Source organism: Pseudomonas sp. microsymbiont 2 (genome assembly GCF_054788395.1).
Window position 1 is genome coordinate 2,207,316 of sequence record NZ_CM139112.1, and the last position, 22,567, is coordinate 2,229,882.

General features: G+C 66.1%; 21 protein-coding genes. 7 read left to right on the forward strand and 14 right to left on the reverse strand.

The window, feature by feature from the left end; all coding sequences use genetic code 11:
* Positions 1–265: 265 nt before the first annotated feature.
* From hydA to preA, 3 genes are all read left to right on the forward strand, one after another.
* The gene (gene hydA, locus ACYUME_RS09955; protein WP_460418729.1) at positions 266–1,705 is read left to right on the forward strand and encodes a dihydropyrimidinase; all 1,440 of its coding nucleotides are present in this window, start codon (positions 266–268) and stop codon (positions 1,703–1,705) included.
* Between the two features lie 205 nt (positions 1,706–1,910).
* Positions 1,911–3,278: an NAD(P)-dependent oxidoreductase gene (locus tag ACYUME_RS09960; protein WP_460418730.1), complete on the forward strand. Its 1,368-nt coding sequence runs from the start codon at positions 1,911–1,913 to the stop codon at positions 3,276–3,278.
* The gene (gene preA / locus ACYUME_RS09965; RefSeq protein ID WP_279887697.1) at positions 3,279–4,553 is read left to right on the forward strand and encodes an NAD-dependent dihydropyrimidine dehydrogenase subunit PreA; all 1,275 of its coding nucleotides are present in this window, start codon (positions 3,279–3,281) and stop codon (positions 4,551–4,553) included. It begins immediately after the preceding gene.
* Between the two features lie 82 nt (positions 4,554–4,635).
* Here preA and ACYUME_RS09970 read toward each other — a convergent pair whose 3' ends face one another.
* The 3 genes from ACYUME_RS09970 to ACYUME_RS09980 form a co-directional block, all read right to left on the reverse strand.
* Complete coding sequence (locus ACYUME_RS09970; RefSeq protein WP_460418731.1) at positions 4,636–5,040, reverse strand: DUF4440 domain-containing protein; 405 nt, start codon at positions 5,038–5,040, stop codon at positions 4,636–4,638.
* 20 nt (positions 5,041–5,060) lie between these two features.
* Complete coding sequence (locus ACYUME_RS09975; protein ID WP_279887695.1) at positions 5,061–5,681, reverse strand: TetR/AcrR family transcriptional regulator; 621 nt, start codon at positions 5,679–5,681, stop codon at positions 5,061–5,063.
* A gap of 73 nt (positions 5,682–5,754) precedes the next feature.
* On the reverse strand, positions 5,755–6,006 hold the full coding sequence (locus ACYUME_RS09980; protein WP_460418732.1) for a hypothetical protein: 252 nt from the start codon (positions 6,004–6,006) through the stop codon (positions 5,755–5,757).
* Between the two features lie 169 nt (positions 6,007–6,175).
* Here ACYUME_RS09980 and ACYUME_RS09985 point away from each other — a divergent pair, with 169 nt between their 5' ends.
* Complete coding sequence (locus ACYUME_RS09985; protein WP_460418733.1) at positions 6,176–6,631, forward strand: hypothetical protein; 456 nt, start codon at positions 6,176–6,178, stop codon at positions 6,629–6,631.
* 6 nt (positions 6,632–6,637) lie between these two features.
* On the opposite strand, the gene ACYUME_RS09990 is transcribed toward ACYUME_RS09985, so the two are convergent.
* The 4 genes from ACYUME_RS09990 to nhaB all read right to left on the reverse strand — a co-directional run bounded on the left by ACYUME_RS09990 (position 6,638) and on the right by nhaB (position 10,388).
* Entirely contained in the window at positions 6,638–7,339 is a 702-nt protein-coding gene (locus ACYUME_RS09990; protein WP_460418734.1) for a YoaK family protein, read from the reverse strand.
* A gap of 65 nt (positions 7,340–7,404) precedes the next feature.
* Positions 7,405–7,911 carry a GNAT family N-acetyltransferase gene (locus ACYUME_RS09995; RefSeq protein WP_460418735.1) on the reverse strand — a complete coding sequence of 169 codons (507 nt, stop codon included), beginning with the start codon at positions 7,909–7,911 and terminating at the stop codon, positions 7,405–7,407.
* Between the two features lie 20 nt (positions 7,912–7,931).
* Complete coding sequence (locus ACYUME_RS10000; protein ID WP_279887688.1) at positions 7,932–8,546, reverse strand: dihydrofolate reductase family protein; 615 nt, start codon at positions 8,544–8,546, stop codon at positions 7,932–7,934.
* 339 nt (positions 8,547–8,885) lie between these two features.
* On the reverse strand, positions 8,886–10,388 hold the full coding sequence (gene nhaB, locus ACYUME_RS10005) for a sodium/proton antiporter NhaB (RefSeq protein WP_460418736.1): 1,503 nt from the start codon (positions 10,386–10,388) through the stop codon (positions 8,886–8,888).
* Positions 10,389–10,539: 151 nt separating this feature from the next.
* Between nhaB and ACYUME_RS10010 the strand changes: the two genes are divergently transcribed.
* Both ACYUME_RS10010 and nudC read left to right on the forward strand, forming a co-directional pair.
* Complete coding sequence (locus ACYUME_RS10010; protein ID WP_279887686.1) at positions 10,540–11,352, forward strand: crotonase/enoyl-CoA hydratase family protein; 813 nt, start codon at positions 10,540–10,542, stop codon at positions 11,350–11,352.
* Positions 11,353–11,388: 36 nt separating this feature from the next.
* Complete coding sequence (gene nudC / locus ACYUME_RS10015) at positions 11,389–12,219, forward strand: NAD(+) diphosphatase (RefSeq protein ID WP_460418737.1); 831 nt, start codon at positions 11,389–11,391, stop codon at positions 12,217–12,219.
* 154 nt (positions 12,220–12,373) lie between these two features.
* On the opposite strand, the gene ACYUME_RS10020 is transcribed toward nudC, so the two are convergent.
* From ACYUME_RS10020 to ACYUME_RS10040, 5 genes are all read right to left on the reverse strand, one after another.
* Positions 12,374–13,147 (reverse strand): TSUP family transporter, encoded by a 774-nt coding sequence (locus ACYUME_RS10020; protein ID WP_279888703.1) that lies wholly within the window; start codon positions 13,145–13,147, stop codon positions 12,374–12,376.
* Between the two features lie 170 nt (positions 13,148–13,317).
* Entirely contained in the window at positions 13,318–14,670 is a 1,353-nt protein-coding gene (locus ACYUME_RS10025) for a glutamine synthetase family protein (RefSeq protein ID WP_460418738.1), read from the reverse strand.
* 106 nt (positions 14,671–14,776) lie between these two features.
* The gene (locus ACYUME_RS10030; RefSeq protein ID WP_460418739.1) at positions 14,777–15,337 is read right to left on the reverse strand and encodes a helix-turn-helix domain-containing protein; all 561 of its coding nucleotides are present in this window, start codon (positions 15,335–15,337) and stop codon (positions 14,777–14,779) included.
* Complete coding sequence (locus tag ACYUME_RS10035) at positions 15,330–16,619, reverse strand: NAD(P)/FAD-dependent oxidoreductase (RefSeq protein WP_460418740.1); 1,290 nt, start codon at positions 16,617–16,619, stop codon at positions 15,330–15,332. Before ACYUME_RS10035 ends, ACYUME_RS10030 begins: the two co-directional genes overlap by 8 nt.
* Positions 16,620–16,775: 156 nt before the next feature.
* The gene (locus ACYUME_RS10040; RefSeq protein WP_460418741.1) at positions 16,776–18,722 is read right to left on the reverse strand and encodes a DNA topoisomerase III; all 1,947 of its coding nucleotides are present in this window, start codon (positions 18,720–18,722) and stop codon (positions 16,776–16,778) included.
* Positions 18,723–18,958: 236 nt separating this feature from the next.
* On the opposite strand from ACYUME_RS10040, the gene ACYUME_RS10045 reads away from it, so the two are divergent.
* Entirely contained in the window at positions 18,959–20,809 is a 1,851-nt protein-coding gene (locus tag ACYUME_RS10045; RefSeq protein ID WP_460418742.1) for a polyurethane esterase, read from the forward strand.
* A 159-nt stretch (positions 20,810–20,968) separates the two neighbouring features.
* On the opposite strand, the gene ACYUME_RS10050 is transcribed toward ACYUME_RS10045, so the two are convergent.
* Both ACYUME_RS10050 and ACYUME_RS10055 read right to left on the reverse strand, forming a co-directional pair.
* The gene (locus tag ACYUME_RS10050) at positions 20,969–21,394 is read right to left on the reverse strand and encodes a GNAT family N-acetyltransferase (protein ID WP_460418743.1); all 426 of its coding nucleotides are present in this window, start codon (positions 21,392–21,394) and stop codon (positions 20,969–20,971) included.
* Entirely contained in the window at positions 21,387–22,553 is a 1,167-nt protein-coding gene (locus ACYUME_RS10055; protein WP_460418744.1) for a ribosomal protein uL16 3-hydroxylase, read from the reverse strand. The genes ACYUME_RS10050 and ACYUME_RS10055 overlap by 8 nt, the downstream gene beginning before the upstream one ends.
* Positions 22,554–22,567: the final 14 nt, after the last annotated feature.

Sequence of the window (22,567 nt, forward strand, 5' to 3'; positions counted from 1 at the left end):
AAAATCTTGACCAATTTGGCTTCCTGTCAAGTGCGTCAAAATGGTGAAGGGGTGTCACATTTTGGTGATTTCACTTAAAAATTGTTTTTAATCAATAAGTTATAAATTCAGATATTTGCTTATATTTTTTCTTGATCAATATCCGAACAGATACTAGCCTCGATTCTTGTCAGGTCTGACAGGATTGGAAAATATCCCTCCAGGCCCGGCCAAGCACAATTCCAAGAACCGGCCTGAAGACCGGTCAGCCTGCGAGGAAAACGGCATGTCCCTGTTGATCCGTGGCGCCACCGTGGTTACCCATGAAGAGAGCTACCGTGCAGATGTCCTGTGTGTCGATGGCCTGATCCGCGCCATCGGCAGCAACCTCGAAACCCCCAGCGATTGTGAAATCCTCGATGGCAGCGGCCAGTACCTGATGCCGGGCGGCATCGACCCGCACACGCACATGCAGTTGCCGTTCATGGGCACCGTGGCCAGCGAGGACTTTTTCAGCGGTACCGCGGCGGGCCTGGCCGGGGGCACCACCTCGATCATCGACTTCGTCATTCCCAATCCGCAGCAGTCGCTGCTCGAGGCCTTTCACACCTGGCGTGGCTGGGCACAGAAGAGCGCGTCTGACTACGGCTTCCATGTCGCCATCACCTGGTGGAGCGAGCAGGTCGCCGAGGAGATGGGCGAGCTGGTAGCCAAGCATGGGGTCAATAGCTTCAAGCACTTCATGGCGTACAAGAACGCGATCATGGCCGCCGACGACACCCTGGTGGCCAGCTTCGAACGCTGCCTGCAACTGGGCGCGGTGCCGACGGTGCACGCCGAGAACGGCGAGCTCGTCTATCACCTGCAGAAGAAGCTGTTGGCCCAGGGCCTGACCGGGCCCGAGGCGCATCCGCTGTCGCGCCCGTCGCAGGTCGAGGGCGAGGCCGCCAGCCGCGCCATTCGCATCGCCGAGACGCTGGGCACGCCGCTGTACCTGGTACACATTTCCAGCCGCGAAGCGCTGGACGAGATCACCTATGCCCGGGCCAAGGGCCAGCCGGTATACGGCGAGGTGCTGCCGGGCCACCTGCTGCTCGACGACAGCGTCTACCGCGACCCGGACTGGGCCACCGCCGCCGGCTACGTGATGAGCCCGCCGTTCCGCCCGCGCGAGCACCAGGAGGCGCTGTGGCGCGGCCTGCAGTCGGGCAACCTGCACACCACGGCCACCGACCACTGCTGCTTCTGCGCCGAACAGAAGGCCATGGGCCGCAACGACTTCAGCCGCATCCCCAACGGCACCGCCGGTATCGAGGACCGCATGGCGGTGCTGTGGGACGCCGGGGTGAACAGCGGGCGCCTGTCGATGCACGAGTTCGTTGCGCTGACTTCCACCAACACCGCGAAGATCTTCAACCTGTTCCCGCGCAAGGGGGCCATCCGTGTCGGTGCCGACGCCGACCTGGTGCTGTGGGACCCGCAGGGCACGCGCACGATCAGCGCCCAGACCCATCACCAGCGGGTGGATTTCAACATCTTCGAAGGCCGCACCGTGCGCGGCATTCCCAGCCACACCATCAGCCAGGGCAAGGTGCTCTGGGCCGATGGCGACCTGCGCGCGGAGCCTGGGGCGGGTCGTTATGTGGAGCGGCCGGCGTATCCGTCGGTGTACGAGGTGCTGGAGCGTCGGGCCGAGCAATCGAGGCCGACACCGGTTCCGCGCTGAGGCCTTGGGGCTGCTTTGCAGCCCATCGCGACGCAAGGCCGCTCCCACAGGGATCGGCGCTGTGGCTGTAGGAGCGGCCTTGTGTCGCGAAAGGGGCGCAACGCGCCCCCTGATAACAACACACATGCACCTGTTGACTGCCATCCCCAGAACGGACCGATGCCTGACCAGCATCGTGTTCAATAAAAAAAGAGAGGCTACAACCGTGATCGACGCCCTGAACCACTTGCCGCGCCCCCGGGCCGGCGCCGACCAGCTGGCCGAGGCCTTCAGCGACCTCGCGCCCCCGCTCACCGCCCGCCAGGCCGCCGTCGAAAGCGCGCGCTGCCTGTACTGCTACGACGCGCCCTGCGTCAATGCCTGCCCCAGCGAAATCGACATCCCTTCGTTCATTCACCGCATCAGCGACGAGAACCTGCAAGGCGCCGCCGAACGCATTCTCTCGGCCAACATCCTCGGCGGCAGCTGCGCCCGGGTGTGCCCGACCGAGATCCTCTGCCAGCAGGCCTGCGTGCGCAACAACGCCCAGGAATGCGCGCCGGTGCTGATCGGCCAGTTGCAGCGCTATGCCCTGGACCACGCCGGCTTCACCGAGCATCCGTTCCAGCGCTCGCCGGCCAGCGGCAAGCGCATCGCCGTGGTCGGCGCCGGCCCCGCCGGGCTGTCCTGCGCGCACCGTCTGGCCATGCACGGCCATGACGTGGTGATCTTCGAGGCACGGGACAAAGCCGGTGGCCTCAACGAGTACGGCATCGCCCGCTACAAGCTGGTGGACGACTATGCCCAGCGCGAAGTGGAGTTCCTGCTGGGCATCGGCGGTATCGAGATCCGCCATGGCCAGCGCCTGGGCGGCAACCTGTCGCTGGGCGAGCTGCATGCCCAGTACGACGCGGTGTTCCTCGGCCTGGGTTTGGATGCCGTGCGCCAACTGGGGCTGGCGGACGAAGACGCGCCGGGCCTGCTGGCCGCCACCGAGTACATCCGTGAGCTGCGCCAGGCCGAAGACCTCACCCAGCTGCCGCTGGCCGAGCGCTGCCTGGTGCTCGGCGCCGGCAACACCGCCATCGACATGGCCGTGCAGATGAGTTGCCTGGGCGCCCGCGACGTCAACCTCGTGTACCGCCGCGGCGTGTCCGACATGGGCGCCACCGGTCACGAACAGGAGATCGCCAAGCACAACCAGGTACGCCTGCACACTTGGGCCCGGCCCGATGCCGTGCTGCTGGATGATGCCGGGCGCGTGCGCGGCATGCGGTTCGCACGCACGCAACTGGTCGAAGGACGCCTGGGCGATACCGGCGAGACCTTCGAACTGGCCGCCGACGCCATCTTCAAGGCCATCGGCCAGCGCTTCGACGACGCAAGCCTGGTCGACCCGCTGGCGGCGCAACTGGCCCGCGACGGCGAGCGCATCCAGGTGGACGCACATATGCAGACCTCCATCCCCGGCATCTACGCCGGCGGCGACTGCACCGCCCTGGGCCAGGACCTGACCGTCCAGGCGGTGCAACACGGCAAGCTGGCCGCCGAAGCCATCCATGCCCAACTCATGCTCAACGTGGAGGCTGCGTAAATGGCCGACTTGTCCATCGAATTCGCCGGCATCAAGGCCCCCAATCCGTTCTGGCTGGCCTCCGCGCCGCCCACCGACAAGGCCTACAACGTGGTCCGCGCCTTCGAGGCCGGCTGGGGAGGGGTGGTGTGGAAGACCTTGGGCGAGGACCCGGCGGCGGTCAACGTATCGTCGCGTTACTCGGCGCACTACGGCGCCAACCGCCAGGTGCAGGGCATCAACAACATCGAGCTGATCACCGACCGCTCGCTGGAAATCAACCTGCGCGAGATCACCCAGGTGAAGAAGGACTGGCCCGACCGGGCGTTGGTCGTGTCGCTGATGGTGCCGTGCATCGAAGAGTCCTGGAAGTTCATCCTGCCGCTGGTGGAGGCCACCGGCGCCGACGGTATCGAGCTCAACTTCGGCTGCCCCCACGGCATGCCCGAGCGCGGCATGGGCGCGGCGGTCGGCCAGGTGCCGGAGTACGTGGAGATGGTCACCCGCTGGTGCAAGACCCACTGTTCGCTGCCGGTGATCGTCAAGCTCACCCCCAACATCACCGATATCCGCCAGTCGGCGCGGGCGGCCCATCGCGGCGGCGCCGATGCGGTTTCGCTGATCAACACCATCAACTCGATCACCAGCGTCGACCTGGACCGCATGGTCGCCCACCCCATCGTCGGCGACCAGAGCACCCATGGCGGCTACTGCGGCTCGGCGGTCAAGCCCATCGCCCTGAACATGGTCGCGGAGATTGCTCGCGACCCTGAGACCCGTGGCCTGCCGATCTGCGGCATTGGTGGCATCGGCACCTGGCGCGACGCCGCCGAGTTCATCGCCCTGGGCAGTGGCGCGGTGCAGGTATGCACGGCGGCGATGCTGCACGGTTTTCGCATCGTCGAGGACATGCAGGATGGCCTGGCACGCTGGATGGACCAGCATGGCCATCGCAGCCTCGAAGCGTTCCGTGGCCAGGCCGTGGCGCACACCACCGACTGGAAGTACCTGGACATCAACTACAAGTCGGTGGCGCATATCGACCAGGATGCCTGCATCGGTTGCGGGCGCTGCCACATCGCCTGCGAGGACACTTCGCACCAGGCCATCGCCAGCACGTCGAAGGCCGATGGCACCCACGGCTACAACGTGATCGAGGCCGAGTGCGTGGGCTGCAACCTGTGCCAGATCACCTGCCCGGTGGAGGGCTGCATCGACATGGTCGCCCAGGACACCGGCAAGCCGTACCTGAACTGGACGCAGGATCCACGCAATCCCTATCGCGAGGCCGGCTGAGGCAATCATCGCGGGGCAAGCCCGCTCCCACGTGCAGTCCAGCAGCAGGAATGCACGTGGGAGCGGGCTTGCCACGCGAGGCTCAGTCGCCGATCGGCGTCTCCTGCAGGCAGCGCCAGATCACCCCGGTGCCTGTGCATTCGACGATCGCCAGCGACCAGCGCCGGGTCTGCTGGCCCGCCAGGCGGTGAGTCTCCTGGTAGCGCACCGCCACATGCGGCCCGACCTGCCATATCACGCGTATCTGGTCGACGACGATCTCAAGTCCGGAACGCGTTCCCGCGACCGCTCTGAACAACTGCTCCACTTGCGCACGATCGACGACCTTGCCCGCCGTGCCGACCATGCTGAAGTCGTCGGCGAACGCGGCGAGCAGTTCATCCAGTTGTCGCACCGTATCGCTCGCAGGCCGGGTGAACACGGCGTGAATCAGTTCATGGACATGATGAACGCTACGCTCGGCGCGCTCGGCAGGGGTGTGGGGCATGGCAAGTCCTTGAAGGGAGGTCAGGGTTCGAGGCCGATCCCGCGCAGGATGACACTGGTCACCGTCTGCACGGCACTTTCGAAGGCCAGGTCCGACAGTGGTTGGCCGTCGTTGAGCAGCGTCACCTGGTAGCCGAAGTCGGCGTAGTGCTGGGTCGCCGCCCAGATCATGTACAGCAGCGCCGAAGGCTCCACCGGCAGGATGCGCTGGTCCTCGACCCAGCTGCGGATCTTCGCTTGCTTGAGCTGTGCCCAGGGCACCAGGCTGTCATCCAGGCTCGCGCCGAGCAGCGGCGCGCCGTGCAGCATCTCTTCGGCCCAGATCTTCGAGCCCAGGGGGCGTGAGCGCGAGTGGCCCATCTTGGCGCGGATGTAGCTGGTCAGCACTACCCGCGGGTCGTCGAAGCGCTCGAAGCACAGGGCGTCCTGTTTCCACACGTCCAGCAGGTCCTGCAGCACCGCGCGATACAGGTCGTCCTTGGTGCTGAAGTAGTAATGCAGGTTGGAGCGCGGCAGTTGCGCCAGTTCGGCGATATCGCCCATGGAGGTGGCGCCGTAGCCTTTCTCGGCGAACACCTGCTCGGCGGCGTGGAGGATCTTCTCGACGTTGCGCCGGCGGATCTCGATCTTGTGGTTGGCCATGGGCTGTCCGTGGTGACCTGAACAGGGCAAGGCTAACAGCTTTGCAACGGGCGGGGTAAAGCCTTTGCCGCGATCAGCCGCGGGTGCTGCCGGTGCTGGCGGCGGCGTCCGTCACCACTTGCTCCTGGCCGGCGCGCAGCACGGCCAGTTTGCGCCGTTCATACTCCGCCTGGCTCAGTCCTTGGCGTTGCAGTGCTTCGAGTTGCAGCTGGCGGGTTTCTGCGGCGCTGTAAGGACGCAGTTCGGGATGATTGGCACAACCGCTCAGCACGGCAATGGCCAAGGCGGTCAGGGCAGCGAACAGCAGGCGGCTGGTGGTGTTCATCGTGGGCGGTCCATGATTCGGGGATTCGTCGGCATCGAATCGATGGACCAAGGTTATTGGGCGTGGCCGGGCATTAGAAATTGTCGTTCTCGATAGTGACTATCGAGGCGGCCGTTGGCGTGTCACTGGCTAGACTGATCAGCGTCAGGTCTGGAGGCAGGGAGTGGACATGTCGATGGGGCTCAGGGAAGACCTGGTGTTCTCCGCTTTGATCATGGTGGCGCTTTGGCTGTCGGGTGCCACGCTGGGCTATCCGCTGTACCTCGGCGCTTGGTATGTGATGGGCTTGTACGCGATGGTGCTGATGGCCAGCCTGGCGCTGCGTGCTCCAGCCTTGTTCATCACCGGCGCCACGGCGGCGCTGGCGGCGACGCTGCTGGCCTACCTGCGCCTGCAAGCCGGGCGCTTGCATCCCGATGGGTTGCTGGGGCTGGGGCATGTTTTTTCCGCCCCTGGGCTGCTGGCAGGCTTGGCGGCGACAGCCTGGCTGATACGTCGGCGGGTCAGGGGCAGCCGGCCATGGAAGGTCGCCGTGCTGGGCTTTTGCGGTAGCCTGGTGGGGTTTGCGCTTGCCCAGCTGCTGGTGTGCAACAGTGTGATGCATTGCGGGCCGCTGCCGCGCTGAACGGGCTCAGCGCGGCATGTAGCCCAGTTGCCAGGCCCGCGGGATGAACCGCGTCAGCAGCGCCAAGGCACAAGCCAGGGCACAACTGGCCGACAGCGCCAGCAGACCGAACCGTTGCTGCAGCCAGGCCCCCAGCGCCGCGCCCAGCAGCATGCCCGTCCAAGGCACCAGCTGGACCCGCCAGCCATGCCGTCGCTCCCCCAGCAGCCAGCGTCCCAGACCACGACCGAAGCGCGATAGCGCGCCGGTGACGTAGGTCAAGCCGATGGGCAGGCCGTTCACCTGCTCGACCACGGCGTTGAGCATGCCCATGGCGAGCGTCGCCGCGATCAGCGCGGGGAACGTGGCGCCCGTGGGCCCGCCAGCGGCGAAGGCGAGCAGGGCGGCGACGATCAGCAGCAATGGCGCGGCGCGGCGGCGCGACAGTCGGGCCAGCAGCACGCCCAGGGCATTGCCGAGGACGAAGCTGAAAATCGCCACGGCCAGGCGCAGGATCAGCGCCAGGTCGACCTGGCTGATCGCCACTGCAAGGCGCGTGGTGTTGCCGCTCATGAACGAGACGAAATCGCCCAGGGCCAGCAGGCCGATGGCGTCGGTCATGCCGGCCAGCACCGACAGCCCGGCCACCAGCCCGAGGCCGACGCGGCCACGCCGGGCTTGCAGCTTGGCGCGTCGAGCACTGTGTTGGGAGGCGGCGGTTGGCAGCATGGCGGGGATCTCTGGCACAGGGGCCTCGATCTTATACCCGGACCATGGCCCTGCGCTCGCCAGGTCTATTCCCGAGCCAGCAGCAGGCGCATCTCTTGAACCTGCAACGTGCTCCCTTCACGCAGGGGCCCAGGTGGTCCGAAGGCGCGGAACCCCACCGATCGGTACAAGCCCATTGCCGGGCTGTCGGCCAGCGTGACGCCCAGGCTCACCTCGCGCGCCCGGCGCTCACCGGCCCATGCCAGCGCCGCCCGCAGCAGCGCACGGCCCGCGCCACGACCGCGCGCCTGCGGGGAGACCCACATTTGGTAGAGCTCGGCCACGCCAGGTTCGACGGCGGACAGTCGGCACCATATCAGGCCGCAGGGTGTCCGCCCTTCGCGTGCCAGCCACAGTTGGTCGTTGGCTGACGCCAGTACCGCCTCGACGCGTGTCTGCCAGGCTTGGTCGGAGCGGGTCGCTTCCGCCGCATGGGTACTGCCGAACGCGTCGGGGGTGTCCAGCAATGCCTGCAGACGCAAGTCGCGGTAAAGGGGCCAGTCCTGGGCCCTGATCGGGTGTGGCTGAATCATGTCTGAGTTCCTGACGTCGTTCAAAATGACCCTGTCAGCACCTGGCCACTGCGCACATAGTGCGCCAGCAACACGCCTTTGGGGGTGGCGGCCGACTCCACCAGCTCGAACGTCGCCGCCTGCGCATCGTCACCGAACAGGCGCTTGCCGCGCCCCAGCAGCAAGGGGTGGATCAGCAGGCGCAGCTCGTCCACCAGCCCGGCGGCCAGCAACTGGCGTACCAGTTCACCGCTGCCCTGGGTCAGCAGCGCCGGGCCGTCCTGTTGCTTGAGGGCGCGCACCGCACCTGTCACATCGGCACTCAAGGGGTGGCTGTTTTGCCAGTCGATGGATTCGGGGCGGTGGGTGGCGACATGCTTGGCCACACCGTTGAACAGGTCGGCCAGTGGGCGATCCGCTGCCTCGGGACCGACGTTTGGCCAGAACCCAGCGAAAATGTCGTAGGTACGCCGTCCCAGCAGCAATTCGAACGGCTGGCTGAACAATGTCTGCATGGCCTGGCCGAAGGCCTCGTCGGCCAACGGCGGAATCCAGCCGCCATGGGTGAAGCCGCCGCTGGTGTCTTCCTCGGGGCCGCCGGGGGCCTGCATGACGCCGTCGAGGGTGATGAAGGCGGCGACGATGAGCTTGCGCATGGGGAACCTCCTCGGGTGGGTGTGCTGGATAGTCGACTGAGGCCGGGGAAAATCGACAGCAGTGCTGAACGATAGTCAGGGTTCGACGGGTGTGCGCACCTGAGGAGAGACAGCCGCGGTGGATGGCACCGGCTTTGCCGGTGTTCGCGGCGGTTCGGCGCCCCGACAAGCCCGCTCCCACAAGGACCGCACTGACCTCAGCCTTGCGCGACTCCTGTGGGAGCGGGTTCACCCGCGAAGCAAGCGACGCGGTGCCTGGCACCGGCTACGCCGGTGTTCGCGGCTAAAGCCGCTCCCACAGGGACCGCACTGATCCCGAGCCTTGCGCAACTGCCCCTGCTACAGCCAGTAGGTCACCGCCCACCAGCCCAGGCCCCCCATGACCACGGTATAGGGCAGCGCCATCCACACCATGCGCCCGTAGGAAAGGCGGATCAGCGGCGCGATCGCCGAGGTCAGCAGGAACAGGAACGCCGCCTGGCCGTTGGGCGTGGCCACGCTGGGCAGGTTGGTGCCAGTGTTGATCGCCACCGCCAGGGTCTCGAAGTGCTCGCGGCTCATCGCCCCGTCGAGGAAGGCCTGCTTGACCTCGGTGATATAGATGGTGGCGACGAACACGTTGTCGCTGATCGCCGACAACAGGCCGTTGGCCAGGTAGAGCATGCCCGGCTGCTGCTCGCTCGGCAGGGCCAGCACCCAGGCGATCAGCGGGCTGAACAGCTGCTGCTCGTGGATCACCGCGACCACGGCGAAGAACACCACCAGCAAGGCGGTGAACGGCATGGCGTCCTGGAATGCGCGGCCCAGGCGGTGCTCGTCGGTGATGCCGGTGAAGGCGGTGATCAGCACGATCACCAGCAGGCCGATCAGGCCCACCTCGGCGAGGTGCAGGCCCAGGCAGACGATCAGGATCAGCGCGGCCAGGCCTTGTACCAGCAGGGCGACACGCTGCGCCGAGGTGCGCGCGGCATCGTCCTCGGCGGCATAGGTGGCCAGCACCTGGCGCACGCGTTCGGGCATCAGCGTGCCGTAACCGAACAGCCGCAGCTTTTCCAGCAGCACGCAGGTCACCAGGCCGGCTGCGAGAACCGGCAGCGACACGGGCGCGACCTTGGCGAAGAAATCGACGAAATGCCAGTCCATTTCATGGCCGATCAGCAGGTTCTGCGGCTCGCCCACCAGGGTGCATACACCGCCTAGGGCGGTGCCGACCGCGCCATGCATCAGCAGGCTGCGCAGGAAGGCGCGGAACTGGTCGAGGTCATCGCGGTGCAGTTGTTCGAGCTGATGGTCGCTGTCCAGTGCCGACTCTTCGCGGGGGTTGGCGCCCGAGGCGACTCGGTGGTAGACGGCATAGAAGCCCACGGCCGCGCTGATGATCACTGCCGTCACGGTCAGGGCGTCGAGGAACGCCGAGAGGAAGGCCGAGAGCACACAGAACAGCAGGCTCAGCACGGCCTTGGAGCGCACGCCCAGCAGGATCCGTGAGAACAGGAACAGCAGCAGCTCTTTCATGAAGTGGATGCCCGCGACCATGAACATCAGCAGCAGGATCACCGGGAAATTGTGCAGCAGCTCTTCATACAGCGCTTCAGGGGTGGTCATGCGCAGCAGCAACGCCTCGACCAGCAGCAGGCCACCAGGCATCAGTGGGTAGCACTTGAGCGCCATGCCCAGGGTGAAGATGAACTGGATCACCAGCACCCAGCCGGTGACCACTGGGCCAAGGGTCGCCAGCAGCAACGGGTTGAGGAGCAGGAACAGGCAGATGACGGCCTTGTACCAACGCGGCGACTGGCCCAGGAAGCCGTGGGCGAGGGCGCCGGTCAGGGAACGGGACATGAATTTGTATCCTTTTGATTCAGCAGTGGCGCACGGTGCCCCATCGTCGCGCGCGGTGCAAGTTATCCAGTCCCGCTTTTGGCACATGTGCGGCCTTGCGGGTGCGCTAAGATCCTGCGTTGTGAACCCTTTCCCCAATGGAGTGCCGTCCGTGACCGACTACACCGCGTTCAAGGTCGAACTGACCGATAACATCGCCCACGTGCAGATCAACCGCCCGGAAAAGATCAACGCGATGAACGCCGCCTTCTGGGAGGAAATCGTCGACATCTTCCAGTGGATCGACGACACCGACGCGGTGCGCGCGGTGGTGATCAGCGGTGCCGGCAAGCATTTCTCCTCGGGCATCGACCTGATGATGCTGGCCTCGCTGGCCCAGCAGATGGGCAAGGACGTCGGTCGCAACGCGCGCCTGCTGCGGCGCACCATCCAACGCCTGCAACGTTCGTTCACCGTCGTCGACAGCTGCCGCAAGCCGGTGCTGGCGGCGATCCAGGGCTACTGCATCGGCGGCGCCATCGACCTGGTCTCGGCCTGCGACATGCGCTACTGCGCCAGTGACGCGCAATTCTCGATCAAGGAGATCGACATGGGCATGGCCGCCGATGTCGGCACGTTGCAACGTTTGCCGCGTATCATCGGTGACGGCATCATGCGCGAGCTGGCCTATACCGGGCGCCAGGTCGATGCCCAGGAGGCGCTGCGCATCGGCCTGGTCAACCGTGTCTATGATGACCAGGCGGCGCTGCTCGACGGGGTCTTTGCCATCGCCCGCGAGATTGCCGCAAAATCGCCGGTTGCCGTGGCCGGCACCAAGGAGATGATCAGCTACATGCGCGACCATCGCATCGACGATGGCCTGGAGTACATCGCCACCTGGAACGCCGCCATGCTGCAGTCCGAAGACCTGCGCGTGGCCGTGGCCGCGCACATGAGCAAACAGCCACCGACGTTCGCCGACTGACCGGGTTGGCGGGCGCCTATTCTAGGGACCCGAACCATGTCAGCACGCTGGACAACCGCAGTACTCGACCCGCAGATCTCCGGGGGGCTGGCTGTCGCCCGCAGCCCGGAGGGGTTCCTGGTGGACGCCAACGGCGCGCTGTTCCCCCGCGACTGGCTCAAGCGCCAGGACCTCGACGTGCTGTGCGAGCACGGCATCGGCCACTTCGATGGCCAACCGGTGTTTCTGCTGGAGCTGCGCGCCGCTGGCGACGTGCCGGGCTGTCACTGGCAGGGTCTGCGCCGTTTCATGCTCGAAGGTGACTTCGACACCTACAAGGTGCTCGGCTATGCCGCGCAGATCGGCACCTGGGCCCGCGAGCACCGCTTCTGCGGCAGCTGCGGCCAACCGATGACGCAGATTCGCTGGGAGCGGGCGATGTATTGCCAGCCTTGCGACCTGCGCAGCTACCCGCGGATCTCGCCGAGCATGATCGTGCTGGTCACCCGCGGCGACGAGGTGTTGCTGGCCCGCTCGCCGCGCTTCGTCACCGGCGTCTACAGCACCCTGGCCGGTTTTGCCGAGCCGGGCGAGTCGGCTGAGGACTGCCTGGTGCGCGAGGTGCGTGAGGAGGTGGCGGTGGAGGTGAAGAACATCCAGTACGTTGGCAGCCAGTGCTGGCCGTTTCCGCATTCGATGATGCTGGGGTTTCATGCCGAATACGCGGGCGGGGAGATCGTCATGCAACCGGACGAGATCGAGGATGCGCGATGGTTCAATGTGCATGAGTTGCCGCCTTTGCCGGCGGGGCGGTCGATTGCGCGGTATCTCATTGACTTGTATGTGGCGCGGCGGTTGGGGATGCCCGAGCCCGTTCTACCTGGCTGATTTTTATTTGGTTCTGGTTGGTTAGTTGGTTGGTTGTTGGTTTTGATAGTTGTATGCGCATTCATTTGCGATGTTGACGCATAGTCACCATCGCCTACGAATGCGCACGCAAGATCAAAACAATCATCCCAGCCCCAGCCCCAGCCCCAGCCCCCTACCCAAACCAATGCTGCCAAGCCAACCTCACGGTCAACGCCAACACCACGGTGATGAACACCGGGCGAATAAACTTGCTGCCCCCGCTGATCGCCGTGCGTGCGCCGAAGAACGCCCCGACCATCACCGACACCCCCATGCACAGCCCAACGATGTAATCCACCTGCCCGGAAATAATGAATACCGTCAGCGCCGCGATGTTGCTGACGAAGTTCATGCTGCGCGCCACACCGCTGGCGCGAACGAGGTCGATGGGGTAGAGCAGCAGCGTGCTCACGGTCCAGAATGCGCCGGTGCCAGGCCCGGCGACGCCGTCGTAGAAGCCGAGGGTGAAGCCCTGCGGGAACTGCCATTTCTTCTTGATCGGCGCATCGGCATCCAGTGGCGCCGGGGGCGTGCCGCCGAACAGCAGGTACACGCCACAGGCGAAGACGATCACCGGGAGCATCTTGTTCAGCCACTCGGCCGGCATGTAGTGGGCGATCACCGCGCCGATCAACGCGCCCACCAGGGTGCCGACGATCGCCAGGCGCCACTGCGCCGGGTGGAACAGCTTGCGTCGGTAGTAGGTGAAGCTGGCGGTGGCCGAGCCGAAGGTGGAACTGAGCTTGTTGGTGCCCAGTACCAGGTGCGGCGGCATGCCGGCGGTGAGCAGCGCCGGGGTGGTCAGCAGCCCGCCGCCGCCGGCGATGGCATCGATGAATCCGGCGACGAAGGCGACCAGGGCGAGGATCAGCAGGGTGAGCGGTTCTACGGTGAGTTCGAAGGGCATGAGGGCGTGCGCAGGCTGGAAGGCGAGGTGCGGCAAAAGGCCGCGCTAGAGATGGTGCATGGTAATACCAGGAGATAGCGGGTGCCAGTGCCGGTCTCATCGCGGGGCAAGCCCGCTCCCACGCCAGTTCGGGATCGTTGCGTGGGAGCGGGCTTGCCCCGCGATGGATGTCAAAGGAACCAGCGATACTCCCGCGCACTGACTTCCTGCATGAACGCCAGATGGTCCTGGCGCTTGTTCTCGCAATAGACCATCACGAACTCCTGACCCAGTCCCTCATTGACCGCCGGATGCCCGCGCATCGCCGCCACTGCGCCGAGCATGTCCTTGGGAAAGTCGATCCCGCTGCCGCGATCCTCGTTCAACGGCGCGATCGGCTCCTGCCTGGCATCGAGCCCATGCTCCATGCCGCAGAGGATCGCCGCCAGCACCAGGTACGGATTGGCGTCCGCCCCGGCCAGCCGGTGCTCGATACGCAGGTTGCGCGCATCCGACTCGGGAATGCGAAGGCAGGCGTCGCGGTCCTCGAAGCCCCAGCTGGCGCGGCTGGCGGTGTTGACCATGGCGCCATGGCGGCGAAACGCGTTGTGGTTGGCGGCGAAGATCGGCATGCAGTGCGGCAGCAAGGCCAGGCAGCCGGCGACGGCGTGGCGCAGCGGGCGCTGGGCGTCGGCGGCCAGCAGGTTGTTGCCGTCCTGGTCGTAGAGGCTGACATGCACATGCATGCCGTTGCCGGGCGCGTGCAGGTAGGGCTTGCTCATGAACGAGGCGCGCAGCCCATGCTTGAGCGCCACGCCACGGGTGCTGCGGCAGAACAGCGCCGCCCAGTCGGCGGCACGCAGGCCGTCGTCGCAATGGCCGAAATTGATCTCGAACTGCCCCGGCCCCAGTTCGGCGGTGATGACATTGGCGTCCACACCCTGGGCATTGGCCGTCTCGACCATCTCGTGCAGCACACCGGAGAAACGCGACAGGCGATCGATGTGCATGTTCGGCTGATCGTCGGCATCGCCGCTGAGCGGGTCGCGGGGAAATTGCGGCAGGCCACCTTTGAGTGTCTGGTCGAACAGGTAGAACTCCAGCTCGAACGCCACCACCGGGCGGATGCCGCGGCGTTCGAAGCGTCGCAGGACGCGGCTGAGCACTTCGCGAGGTTCGAACTCGATGGGCGCCGCTGTGCCGTCGGAGCTGATCAGCATCTGCCCAAGTGGCTCACCCTCCCAGGTCACCGGCTTGAGCGTGCCGGGTACCAGGCGGCGTGGGGCATCCGGGTCGCCGTCGTTGAAGCAGTAGTCGCCAATCGGGAACAAGCCGCCCTGGGTGCCGAGCAGCACGCAGTTCTGCGGCAGTTTCAGCGGGCTGCCGGCGGCCACCTTTTCCAGCATGTCGATGGGGTAGCGCTTGCCGTAGAAGTGGCCGGGGATGTCCAGGCTGATCAGGTCGACGTAGCGCACGTCCGGGTGTGCGGCACGAAAGGCGCGTACTTCGCTTGGCAGGTCGGGAAAGCGGATGTCGCTGGTCATTGCTCTGCTCCATTGGAACAACACATGAGATTGTCGATCCTCCTGTGGGAGCGGGTGAACCTGCTCCCACAGAGGCGGCTGCTTGCAGGGGCTCATAGCCGTGCGTTCATCGGAAGACCCAGAGCACCCGGGTCGTTCGGTCGGTCAGGTTGGCGTAGCGGAATTTGCTATGCGGTGGCAGCTGGAAACTGTCGTTGGGGTACAGGGTGATGGCGGTGCCTTCACCTTCCAGCCACAGGGTCAGCTCGCCCTCTAGCACGAAACCACCTTGCTCCGAGCTGTCGTCCAGATGCCCCTCGCCACTGCTGGCGCCGGGCGCCAGGTGACTTTCGAGCATGGCGAAGCGGCCGGTGAGAGTGGGCGAGACCAGCACGTCGGTGACTCCGGCGGCGTAGTACAGCGTGCGGCGCTCATCAGGGCGGGTGATCCAGTCGATCTGCCGTGGCGGCACAGCCTGGTAGAAGTAGGTGGTGGGCACCTGCAATGCTTCGCTGATGGCCGTGAGGTCGGCCACGGTCGGGCGCGACAGGCCGCGTTCGACCTGGGAGAGAAAGCCCAGCGAACGCTTGACCCGTCCGGCCAGCTCGTCCAGGGTCAGCCCGCGGTGCTTGCGCAGGTCGCGTACCAGTCGTGCCAGGACCTGGCTGTCGTCGAGCGGCTCAGACATGGTCGCGCATCCTGTACCAGGCCTTGGCCGCCGCTTCCAGCGGCGCGGCCAGCAGGTCGCCGCCGGGGAAGCGGCCATTGTCGATGCCTTGGTACAACGCCAGCAGGTCGTCGTCGCCGAGGATCGCGTCACTGACCGCCCGCGCCCCGGCCAGGGTCGGCAGCACGCCATGGCCGGAAAAGCCCTGCAGCCAGTAGCGTTGGCCCTGGCGGCCGATGTCCGGGGTGCGCAGGATGCTGCAATCGATATGACCTCCCCAGGCGTGTTCGATGGCTACCCCGCGCAGCTGCGGGAAGACCCGTTCCAGGTAGGGCCTGGTGGCACCGGCGATATCTTTCGGGATACCGCCCAGGTAAGTGCAGCCACCACCGAACAGCAGGCGATGGTCTGGGGTGAGGCGGAAATAGTCGGGGACGAACTGATTGTCGATCACGCAGCTGTTGTGCGGCAGCAGGGACGCTGCGAGCTCGGCGCCCAGCGGTGCCGTGGCCACCTGGTAGGAGCCCACCGGCAGCAGGCGGCGCGACAGTGTGCGGTCGAGGCCGTCGATATAGGCATTGCACGCCAGTACCAGAACATCGCTACGTACTTCGCCCTGGGCGGTGCGAATCACGAAACCGTCGTCCTGCTCGCGGTAGTCGAGCACCTGGCTCTGCTCGAAGATTCGGCCCCCGGCCTGTTCGATGACGCCGGCCAGGCCCTGGGCGAGCTTCAGCGGGTTGAGGTGGGCGCCATTGGGGTCGTAGAGCGCGGCCTGGTAGCGCGGGCTGTCGATCCACGCGGGCAGCTCGTCGCGCCCGATCAGGCGCAGGCAGTCGTAGCCGAACTTGTTGGCGGCTTCGTCCCGGGCTTGCTCCAGCAGCTTCACCCGGCGTGGTAGCACGGCAGTCCACAGGCTGCCGAGGCGGTAGTCCACCTCGAAGCCGTGGCGCTGGGGCAGGTCGCGCATTTCCTCGGCCGCCCAGCACATGCTGTCCCACAGGCGACGGGTGCGCTCCAGGCCCAGGGCTTTCTCCAGCGGTGGCATGTCGCAGGACCAGCCCAGCAACGCCTGGCCGCCATTGCGTCCGGAAGCGGCCCAAGCCACCCGGCTGGCCTCCAGCAGGATGACACGCTTACCGGCCAGGGCCAGGCGCAAGGCGGTGTGCAGGCCGCTGAACCCGGCGCCGACGATCAGGACATCGGTCTCATGGCTACCTTGCAGTGTCGGGCGCAGGGGGAGCGCGGCCGGGTAGGTCTGGGCGTAGTAGCTGGCGACGTGCTGGGCGGATTGCTTGAACATGTCGAGGCCTCGTGAAATTTTTTCTGATTATTTTCATGAAAAAATAGCAGAGGATTTTCATTGCGCCAGTAGATGGCACCATCGCGGGGCAAGCCCGCTCCCACGCGTCGAATACGAACAGGCGTGGGAGCGGGCTTGCCCCGCGATCGGAACGCGCTAGGTCGCTGCCTTGCGTCGCGGCTGCCGGGGCTTGCCGGCTGCTGTCTTGCCCTTGGCGGCACCCTTGCGCTTCTTCTTCCACGGCGCCGCCGCCTTGCCCGCCGCCGGTCCGCTGATGGTCAGGCGCATGCCGCTGCAACGCTGCACCAGCTTGCCCATCCAGGCCGACTGGCGGGTGACGAACTCGTCCAGGCTCATTTCGCCGCTCTGCACCATGTCCAGCGCCTGCTCCCAGATGGCGGTGGTGCCGGGGTCGGCGATGGCGCGGGGCACGGCGTCGATCAGGCTGAAGGCCGCGGGCGTGGCGGACAGTGCCTTGCCGTTCTTGACCAGGTAGCCGCGGTCGAGCAGGCCCTGGATGATGCTGGCACGGGTCGCTTCGGTGCCGATGCCGGTGGTTTCCTTGAGCTTCTGTTTGAGTCGCGGGTCGTCCACCAGCTTGGCGACGTTCTTCATCGCCTTGATCAGGTCGCCTTCGGTGAAGGGCTTGGGTGGCTGGGTCCACAGGTCTTTGAGTTGCAGGCCCTGCACCTGGCAATCCTGGCCTTCGCGCAGCGCCGGCAGCACTTGGGCCGGTGACGCCTCGCGACCTTTGGCCGGGGTCAGTGCTTCGGGCAGCGCCCGGCGCCAGCCCGGTTCGACGATCTGCTTGCCCACCGCCCGCAATGCCTGGCCGGCGCAGTCGAATTCGGCCTGGGTGCGGTCGTATTCGTGGTTGGGCAGGAACTGCGCCAGGTAGCGGGCGCGAATCAGGGTGTACACCGCCTTGTGCTTGGGCGGCAGGCGCGCCGGGTCGCTCGCGGCGGCGGTGGGGATGATGCCATGGTGGGCGCTGACCTTCTGGTCGTTCCAGGCGCGCGAGCGGCGCTGTGGATCGAGGTAGGCCTGCAGTGGGGCGAGGCTGGCGTCGGCGCGCTGCAGGGCGGCGAGGATACCGGCTGCCTCGGCGTGCTGGCTGAGGGGCAGGTAGCCGCTGTCGCTGCGCGGGTAGGTGATGAGCTTGTGGGTCTCGTACAGGGCCTGGGCGATGTCCAGGGTCTCCTGGGCGCCGAGGCCGAGCTTTTTCGAGCACAGCTCCTGCAGGGTGCCGAGGTCGAAGGGCAGGGGCGCGGCTTCACGCACGCGTTCGGTGGCGATCTTCAGTACCCGCGCGCTGCCGGCGGCCTGCATGTCGGCGGCGGCCTGTCGCGCCAGCTCCTGCTTGAGGCAACGGCCCTGGTCGTCGCAGGCATCCTCCGGGGCGCGCCACTGGGCGTTGAACACGCTGCCGGCGCTTTGCAACTGCACCTCGATGGCCCAGTAGGGTACCGGCACGAAGTCGGCGATGCTGCGGTCGCGGTCCACCACCAGGCGCAGCGTGGGCGTCTGCACCCGGCCCACCGGCAGCACGCCCTGGTAGCCGGACTGGCGGCCGAGCAGGGTGAACAGGCGACTCATGTTCATGCCGATCAGCCAGTCGGCCCGCGAGCGGCCCAGGGCCGAATGGTAGAGGCTGAAGGTTTCCTGGCCCGGCAGCAGGCGAGCAAGCGCCTTGCGGATCGAGGCATCGTCCAGCGCCGACAGCCACAGGCGCTGGATCGGCCCCCGGTAGCGGCAATGCTCGACCAGTTCGCGGGCGATCATCTCGCCTTCACGGTCGGCGTCGGTGGCGATCACCAGCTCGCGGGCCTCGCCAAGCAGGCGCTTGACTGCCTTGAACTGGCTGGCGGTCTTGGGCTTGACCGTCATCTTCCATTTTTCCGGGATGATCGGCAGGTCCTCGAGGGTCCAGCGCTTGTAGCGTTCGTCGTAGCTGTCGGGCGGGGCGGTTTCCAGCAGGTGGCCGATGCACCAGGTCACGCAGACGTCGCTGCCTTGCCAGCAGCCGTCGCCACGGCGCTGGGCGCCCAGTACCTTGGCGATGTCTTTTGCCTGGGAGGGTTTTTCGCAGAGAAAGAGGCGCATGGCCGAAACGCTTCATCGTGAAAGTTGCGCACTAGGATGCGCAAGGCAGGCCGCGCAGGCAAGTTTTATCTGTATGCATGTACAGCTTTTATGTGCGCATCTTTGGCAGGGTAGCCCCCGTTTGGCAGTGGACGAAGTGGTACTTCCGTGCCAGCTTTGCCTTTCGCCCGTCAGTCGTGTCAGCAAGGACGATGTCGCTGCGGGCGCTTTTCCTACCTAGAACAGGGACGTGATCCATGCCCGTATTCGATTATCGACAGCTCGACAGTACTGCCTCTTCCGCGCTCTACAAGGACGCCATGGCCTTGGCGACCTACGCCTACCATGGCATCGATGACGGCTTCAGTGCCGGTTACCAGAAGCACGGCTTCGGCCTCGGCCTGCCGGCCACCCTGGTCAAGGCCTTGATCGGCGGCACCGACAGCCAGGGCGTGATCCCTGGGATTCCGTGGAACCCCGATTCCGAGGCCAAGGCCCTGGCCCAGGTCAAGGCCGCCGGCTGGACGCCGATCAGCGCGGCGCAACTGGGCTATCAGGGCAAGACCGACGCTCGCGGCACCTTTCACGGCGAAGCGCCGGGCTATACCTCGGCGCAGGTGGAAATCCTCGGACGCTATGACGCCGCCGGCCAGCTCAGTGGTATCGGCATCGCCTTCCGCGGCACCAGCGGCCCGCGTGAAAACCTGCTGGGCGACACCATCGGCGACGCCATCAACGACCTGCTGGCGGCGCTCGGCCCGGCCGGCTATGCCCGCGACTATGCCGGCAACGCCTTTGGCCAGTTGCTGGCCGATGTCGCGGCCTTCGCCAAGGCCAATGGCCTGAGCGGCGCCGACGTGACGGTCAGCGGCCACAGCCTGGGCGGCCTTGCGGTCAACAGCCTGGCCGACCTGAGCGCCTCGCGCTGGGGTGGCTTCTACCAGGACGCGCGCTACGTCGCCTTCGCCTCGCCGACCCAGGCCGCCGACGCCGACAAGGTGCTGAACATCGGCTACGAGAACGACCCGGTGTTCCGCGTGCTCGACGGCACCTCGGCGACCTGGGGCACCCTCGGCGTGCATGACGGCGCCAAGGCATCCGCCACCGACAACATCGTCAACTTCAACGATCATTACGCCTCCGATGCCTGGAACCTGCTGCCGTTCTCCATCGGCAACATCGCCACCTGGCTGTCGCACTTGCCCTCGGCCTATGCCGATGGCCTGGGCAGGGTGCTGGACTCGTCCTTCTATCAGTGGACCGGTCGTGACTCGACCATCGTGGTCAGCAACCTGTCCGACGTGACCCGTGGCTCGACCTGGGTCGAGGATCTCAACCGCAACGCTGAACCGCACAAGGGCAGCACCTTCATCATCGGCTCGGACAAGGATGACCTGATCCATGGCGGGCGTGGCAACGACTATCTCGAAGGCCGGGCCGGCAACGACACCTTCCGCGACGACGGCGGCTTCAACCTGATCGACGGCGGCGCCGGCCATGACACCCTGAAGCTGCAGGACGCCCTGGCCAACCTGAGCATCGCCCGGGACGGCGAGGGCACGCTGTACGTGCGCGACACCCAGGGCGGCATCAGCCTGGTACGCAATGTCGAGAGCCTGGTGAGCAAGGAATCGAGCCTGCTGATCTTCAGCAAGGAAGTCAGCCACGGGGTGGCGGCGCAGGGGCTGTTCGAGAGCGGCAAGATCACGCCCTATGCGTCCTCGCTCAACGGCACCCAGACCGGCGACCAGCTGGTGGCGGGCAACCAGGGCCAGTGGCTGTTCGGTCTGGGCGGTGACGACCGACTGCAGGGCGGCGCCGGCAATGATGTGCTGGTTGGCGGCGCGGGCAACGATGTGCTCATTGGCGGCGGCGGGCGCGACACCTTCCTGTTCAGCGAGCATTTCGGCCAGGATCGGGTGCTGGACTTCACCGGGCAGGACCGGCTGGTGTTCATTGGCGTGGACGGCGGCACGACGGCGCCGGACTGGCGCGAACATGCCAGCCAGGTAGGCGATGACCTGGTGCTGAAGTTCGGCGGGGACAGCGTGACGCTGGTGGGGATCGCGGCGCAGTCACTGGGGGATGGTCAGGTCGTGATTGCCTGAGGGGGCGGGCGTAACCCTGTAGGAGCGGCCTTGTGTCGCGAAAGGGCCGCATAGCGGCCCCGGCGATCTTTGCGCCAACGCTGAAATCCTGGGGCTGCTACGCAGCCCTTTCGCGACACAAGGCCGCTCCTACAAGGAGCAGGCCGCCAATCTGATGGCTCAGCGCGAGTCGCGGACCATGTCCACGTGCGGGATGCCGGCCTCGAGGAACTCCTCGCTGACCACGCGAAAACCCAGGCGCTCGTAGAACGGGGTGGCATGCACCTGGGCGCTGAGCATCTGCTGGCTGAGGTCGCGATTCTGCGCTTCGAGGATCACCGCGCGCATCAGCGCATCGCCCACGTTCAGGCCGCGCCAGTCCTTGAGCACCGAGACCCGGCCGATGGTGCCATCGGGCAGCAGACGCGCGGTACCGATCGGGTAGTCGCCTTCCAGCGCCAGGAAATGCACCGCGGTCGGGTCCTCGGCATCGAACTCCAGCTCCGGCGGCACGTGCTGCTCGGCGACGAACACGGCGCTGCGAATGCGGTGGATGTCGGCGTTGTCCTTGTGCCAGTCGGCCAGTCGAACACTGATCTTATTCATCGGCGAATCCCAGGCTGCCTTGCATGACCAGCTGTTGTACCAGCATCAGGCCGTCTTCGTCCTGCAGCCACTGTCCGAGGTTCTCGCTGTGCAGGGCGTCGGCGGAACAGATCAGCTTCAGCAGTTCGCGCAGTTTCCCAGGCAGCGGGCAGCTGCGACCGCTGGCGAACAGCAGCAGATCGTCGCCGAACTCCGACCAGGCCAAGCGTGCGCTCGGGTTGCGGATCAGGATGGCGCCCTGGCCGAGATAGTCGAGCAGCTCCTGCTCGCTCAGCTCTTCGCCGACCACCTGCTCGGGATAACGCGGCTCGGTCATGAACTGGCCGAACCAGGTCAGCAGCAGGTCCTTGTCGGCCATGTGCTTGTCGATCAGCGCCTTGAGGCGGTCGAGGGCGTCATGCTGGATCTGGTGCGGATCGCTGACCGGCTGGGCGTCGGCGTCGCTGTAGCGCTCTTCTTCCGGCAGGAACTGGCCGAGGAAGTCGGTGAAGTGGGTCAGCACTTCGGCCGCGCTCGGGGCGCGGAAGCCGACCGAGTAGGTCAGGCACTCGTTCTCGGCAACGCCGTAGTGGGCCAGGCGCGGAGGCAGGTAGAGCATGTCGCCCGGCTCCAGGGTCCACTCGTCGCTCTGCTCGAAATCGGCGAGGATGCGCAGGTCGGTGTGGTCGATCAGCGGGCTGTCGCTGTTGCACATCTGGCCGACTTTCCAGTTGCGCTTGCCCTCGCCCTGCAGCAGGAACACGTCGTAGTTGTCGAAATGCGGGCCGACGCTGCCACCGGGCGCGGCGTAGCTGATCATCACGTCGTCGATACGCCAGCTGGGCAGGAAGCGGAACTCTTCCAGCAGCTCGGCGACCTCTGGCACGAACTGGTCGACGGCCTGCACCAGCAGGGTCCAGTCGCGCTCGGGCAGGTCGGCGAAGGCGTCCTCGGCGAACGGGCCGCGGCGCAGCTCCCACGGACGCTCGCCGTGTTCCAGCACCAGGCGCGACTCGACTTCTTCTTCCAATGCCAGGCCGGCCAGCTCGTCGCCATCGATGGGGCTGACGAAGTCGGGGAAGGCCTGACGCACCAGCAGTGGCTTCTTCTGCCAGTAGTCGCGCAGGAATTCACGGGCCGTGAGGCCGCCCAACAGTTGCAGTGGAGTATCAGAATTCATGTTCAACCTATTGA

Coding starts and splice junctions, on each gene's coding strand:
- hydA (WP_460418729.1), top strand. CDS start 266: ATGTCCCTGTTGATCCGTGGCGCCACCGTGGTTACCCATGAAGAGAGC.
- preA (WP_279887697.1), top strand. CDS start 3,279: ATGGCCGACTTGTCCATCGAATTCGCCGGCATCAAGGCCCCCAATCCG.
- ACYUME_RS09970 (WP_460418731.1), bottom strand. CDS start 5,040: ATGCCCCACACCCCTGCCGAGCGCGCCGAGCGTAGCGTTCATCATGTC.
- ACYUME_RS09975 (WP_279887695.1), bottom strand. CDS start 5,681: ATGGCCAACCACAAGATCGAGATCCGCCGGCGCAACGTCGAGAAGATC.
- ACYUME_RS09980 (WP_460418732.1), bottom strand. CDS start 6,006: ATGAACACCACCAGCCGCCTGCTGTTCGCTGCCCTGACCGCCTTGGCC.
- ACYUME_RS09985 (WP_460418733.1), top strand. CDS start 6,176: ATGTCGATGGGGCTCAGGGAAGACCTGGTGTTCTCCGCTTTGATCATG.
- ACYUME_RS09990 (WP_460418734.1), bottom strand. CDS start 7,339: ATGCTGCCAACCGCCGCCTCCCAACACAGTGCTCGACGCGCCAAGCTG.
- ACYUME_RS09995 (WP_460418735.1), bottom strand. CDS start 7,911: ATGATTCAGCCACACCCGATCAGGGCCCAGGACTGGCCCCTTTACCGC.
- ACYUME_RS10000 (WP_279887688.1), bottom strand. CDS start 8,546: ATGCGCAAGCTCATCGTCGCCGCCTTCATCACCCTCGACGGCGTCATG.
- nhaB (WP_460418736.1), bottom strand. CDS start 10,388: ATGTCCCGTTCCCTGACCGGCGCCCTCGCCCACGGCTTCCTGGGCCAG.
- nudC (WP_460418737.1), top strand. CDS start 11,389: ATGTCAGCACGCTGGACAACCGCAGTACTCGACCCGCAGATCTCCGGG.
- ACYUME_RS10020 (WP_279888703.1), bottom strand. CDS start 13,147: ATGCCCTTCGAACTCACCGTAGAACCGCTCACCCTGCTGATCCTCGCC.
- ACYUME_RS10025 (WP_460418738.1), bottom strand. CDS start 14,670: ATGACCAGCGACATCCGCTTTCCCGACCTGCCAAGCGAAGTACGCGCC.
- ACYUME_RS10030 (WP_460418739.1), bottom strand. CDS start 15,337: ATGTCTGAGCCGCTCGACGACAGCCAGGTCCTGGCACGACTGGTACGC.
- ACYUME_RS10035 (WP_460418740.1), bottom strand. CDS start 16,619: ATGTTCAAGCAATCCGCCCAGCACGTCGCCAGCTACTACGCCCAGACC.
- ACYUME_RS10040 (WP_460418741.1), bottom strand. CDS start 18,722: ATGCGCCTCTTTCTCTGCGAAAAACCCTCCCAGGCAAAAGACATCGCC.
- ACYUME_RS10045 (WP_460418742.1), top strand. CDS start 18,959: ATGCCCGTATTCGATTATCGACAGCTCGACAGTACTGCCTCTTCCGCG.
- ACYUME_RS10050 (WP_460418743.1), bottom strand. CDS start 21,394: ATGAATAAGATCAGTGTTCGACTGGCCGACTGGCACAAGGACAACGCC.
- ACYUME_RS10055 (WP_460418744.1), bottom strand. CDS start 22,553: ATGAATTCTGATACTCCACTGCAACTGTTGGGCGGCCTCACGGCCCGT.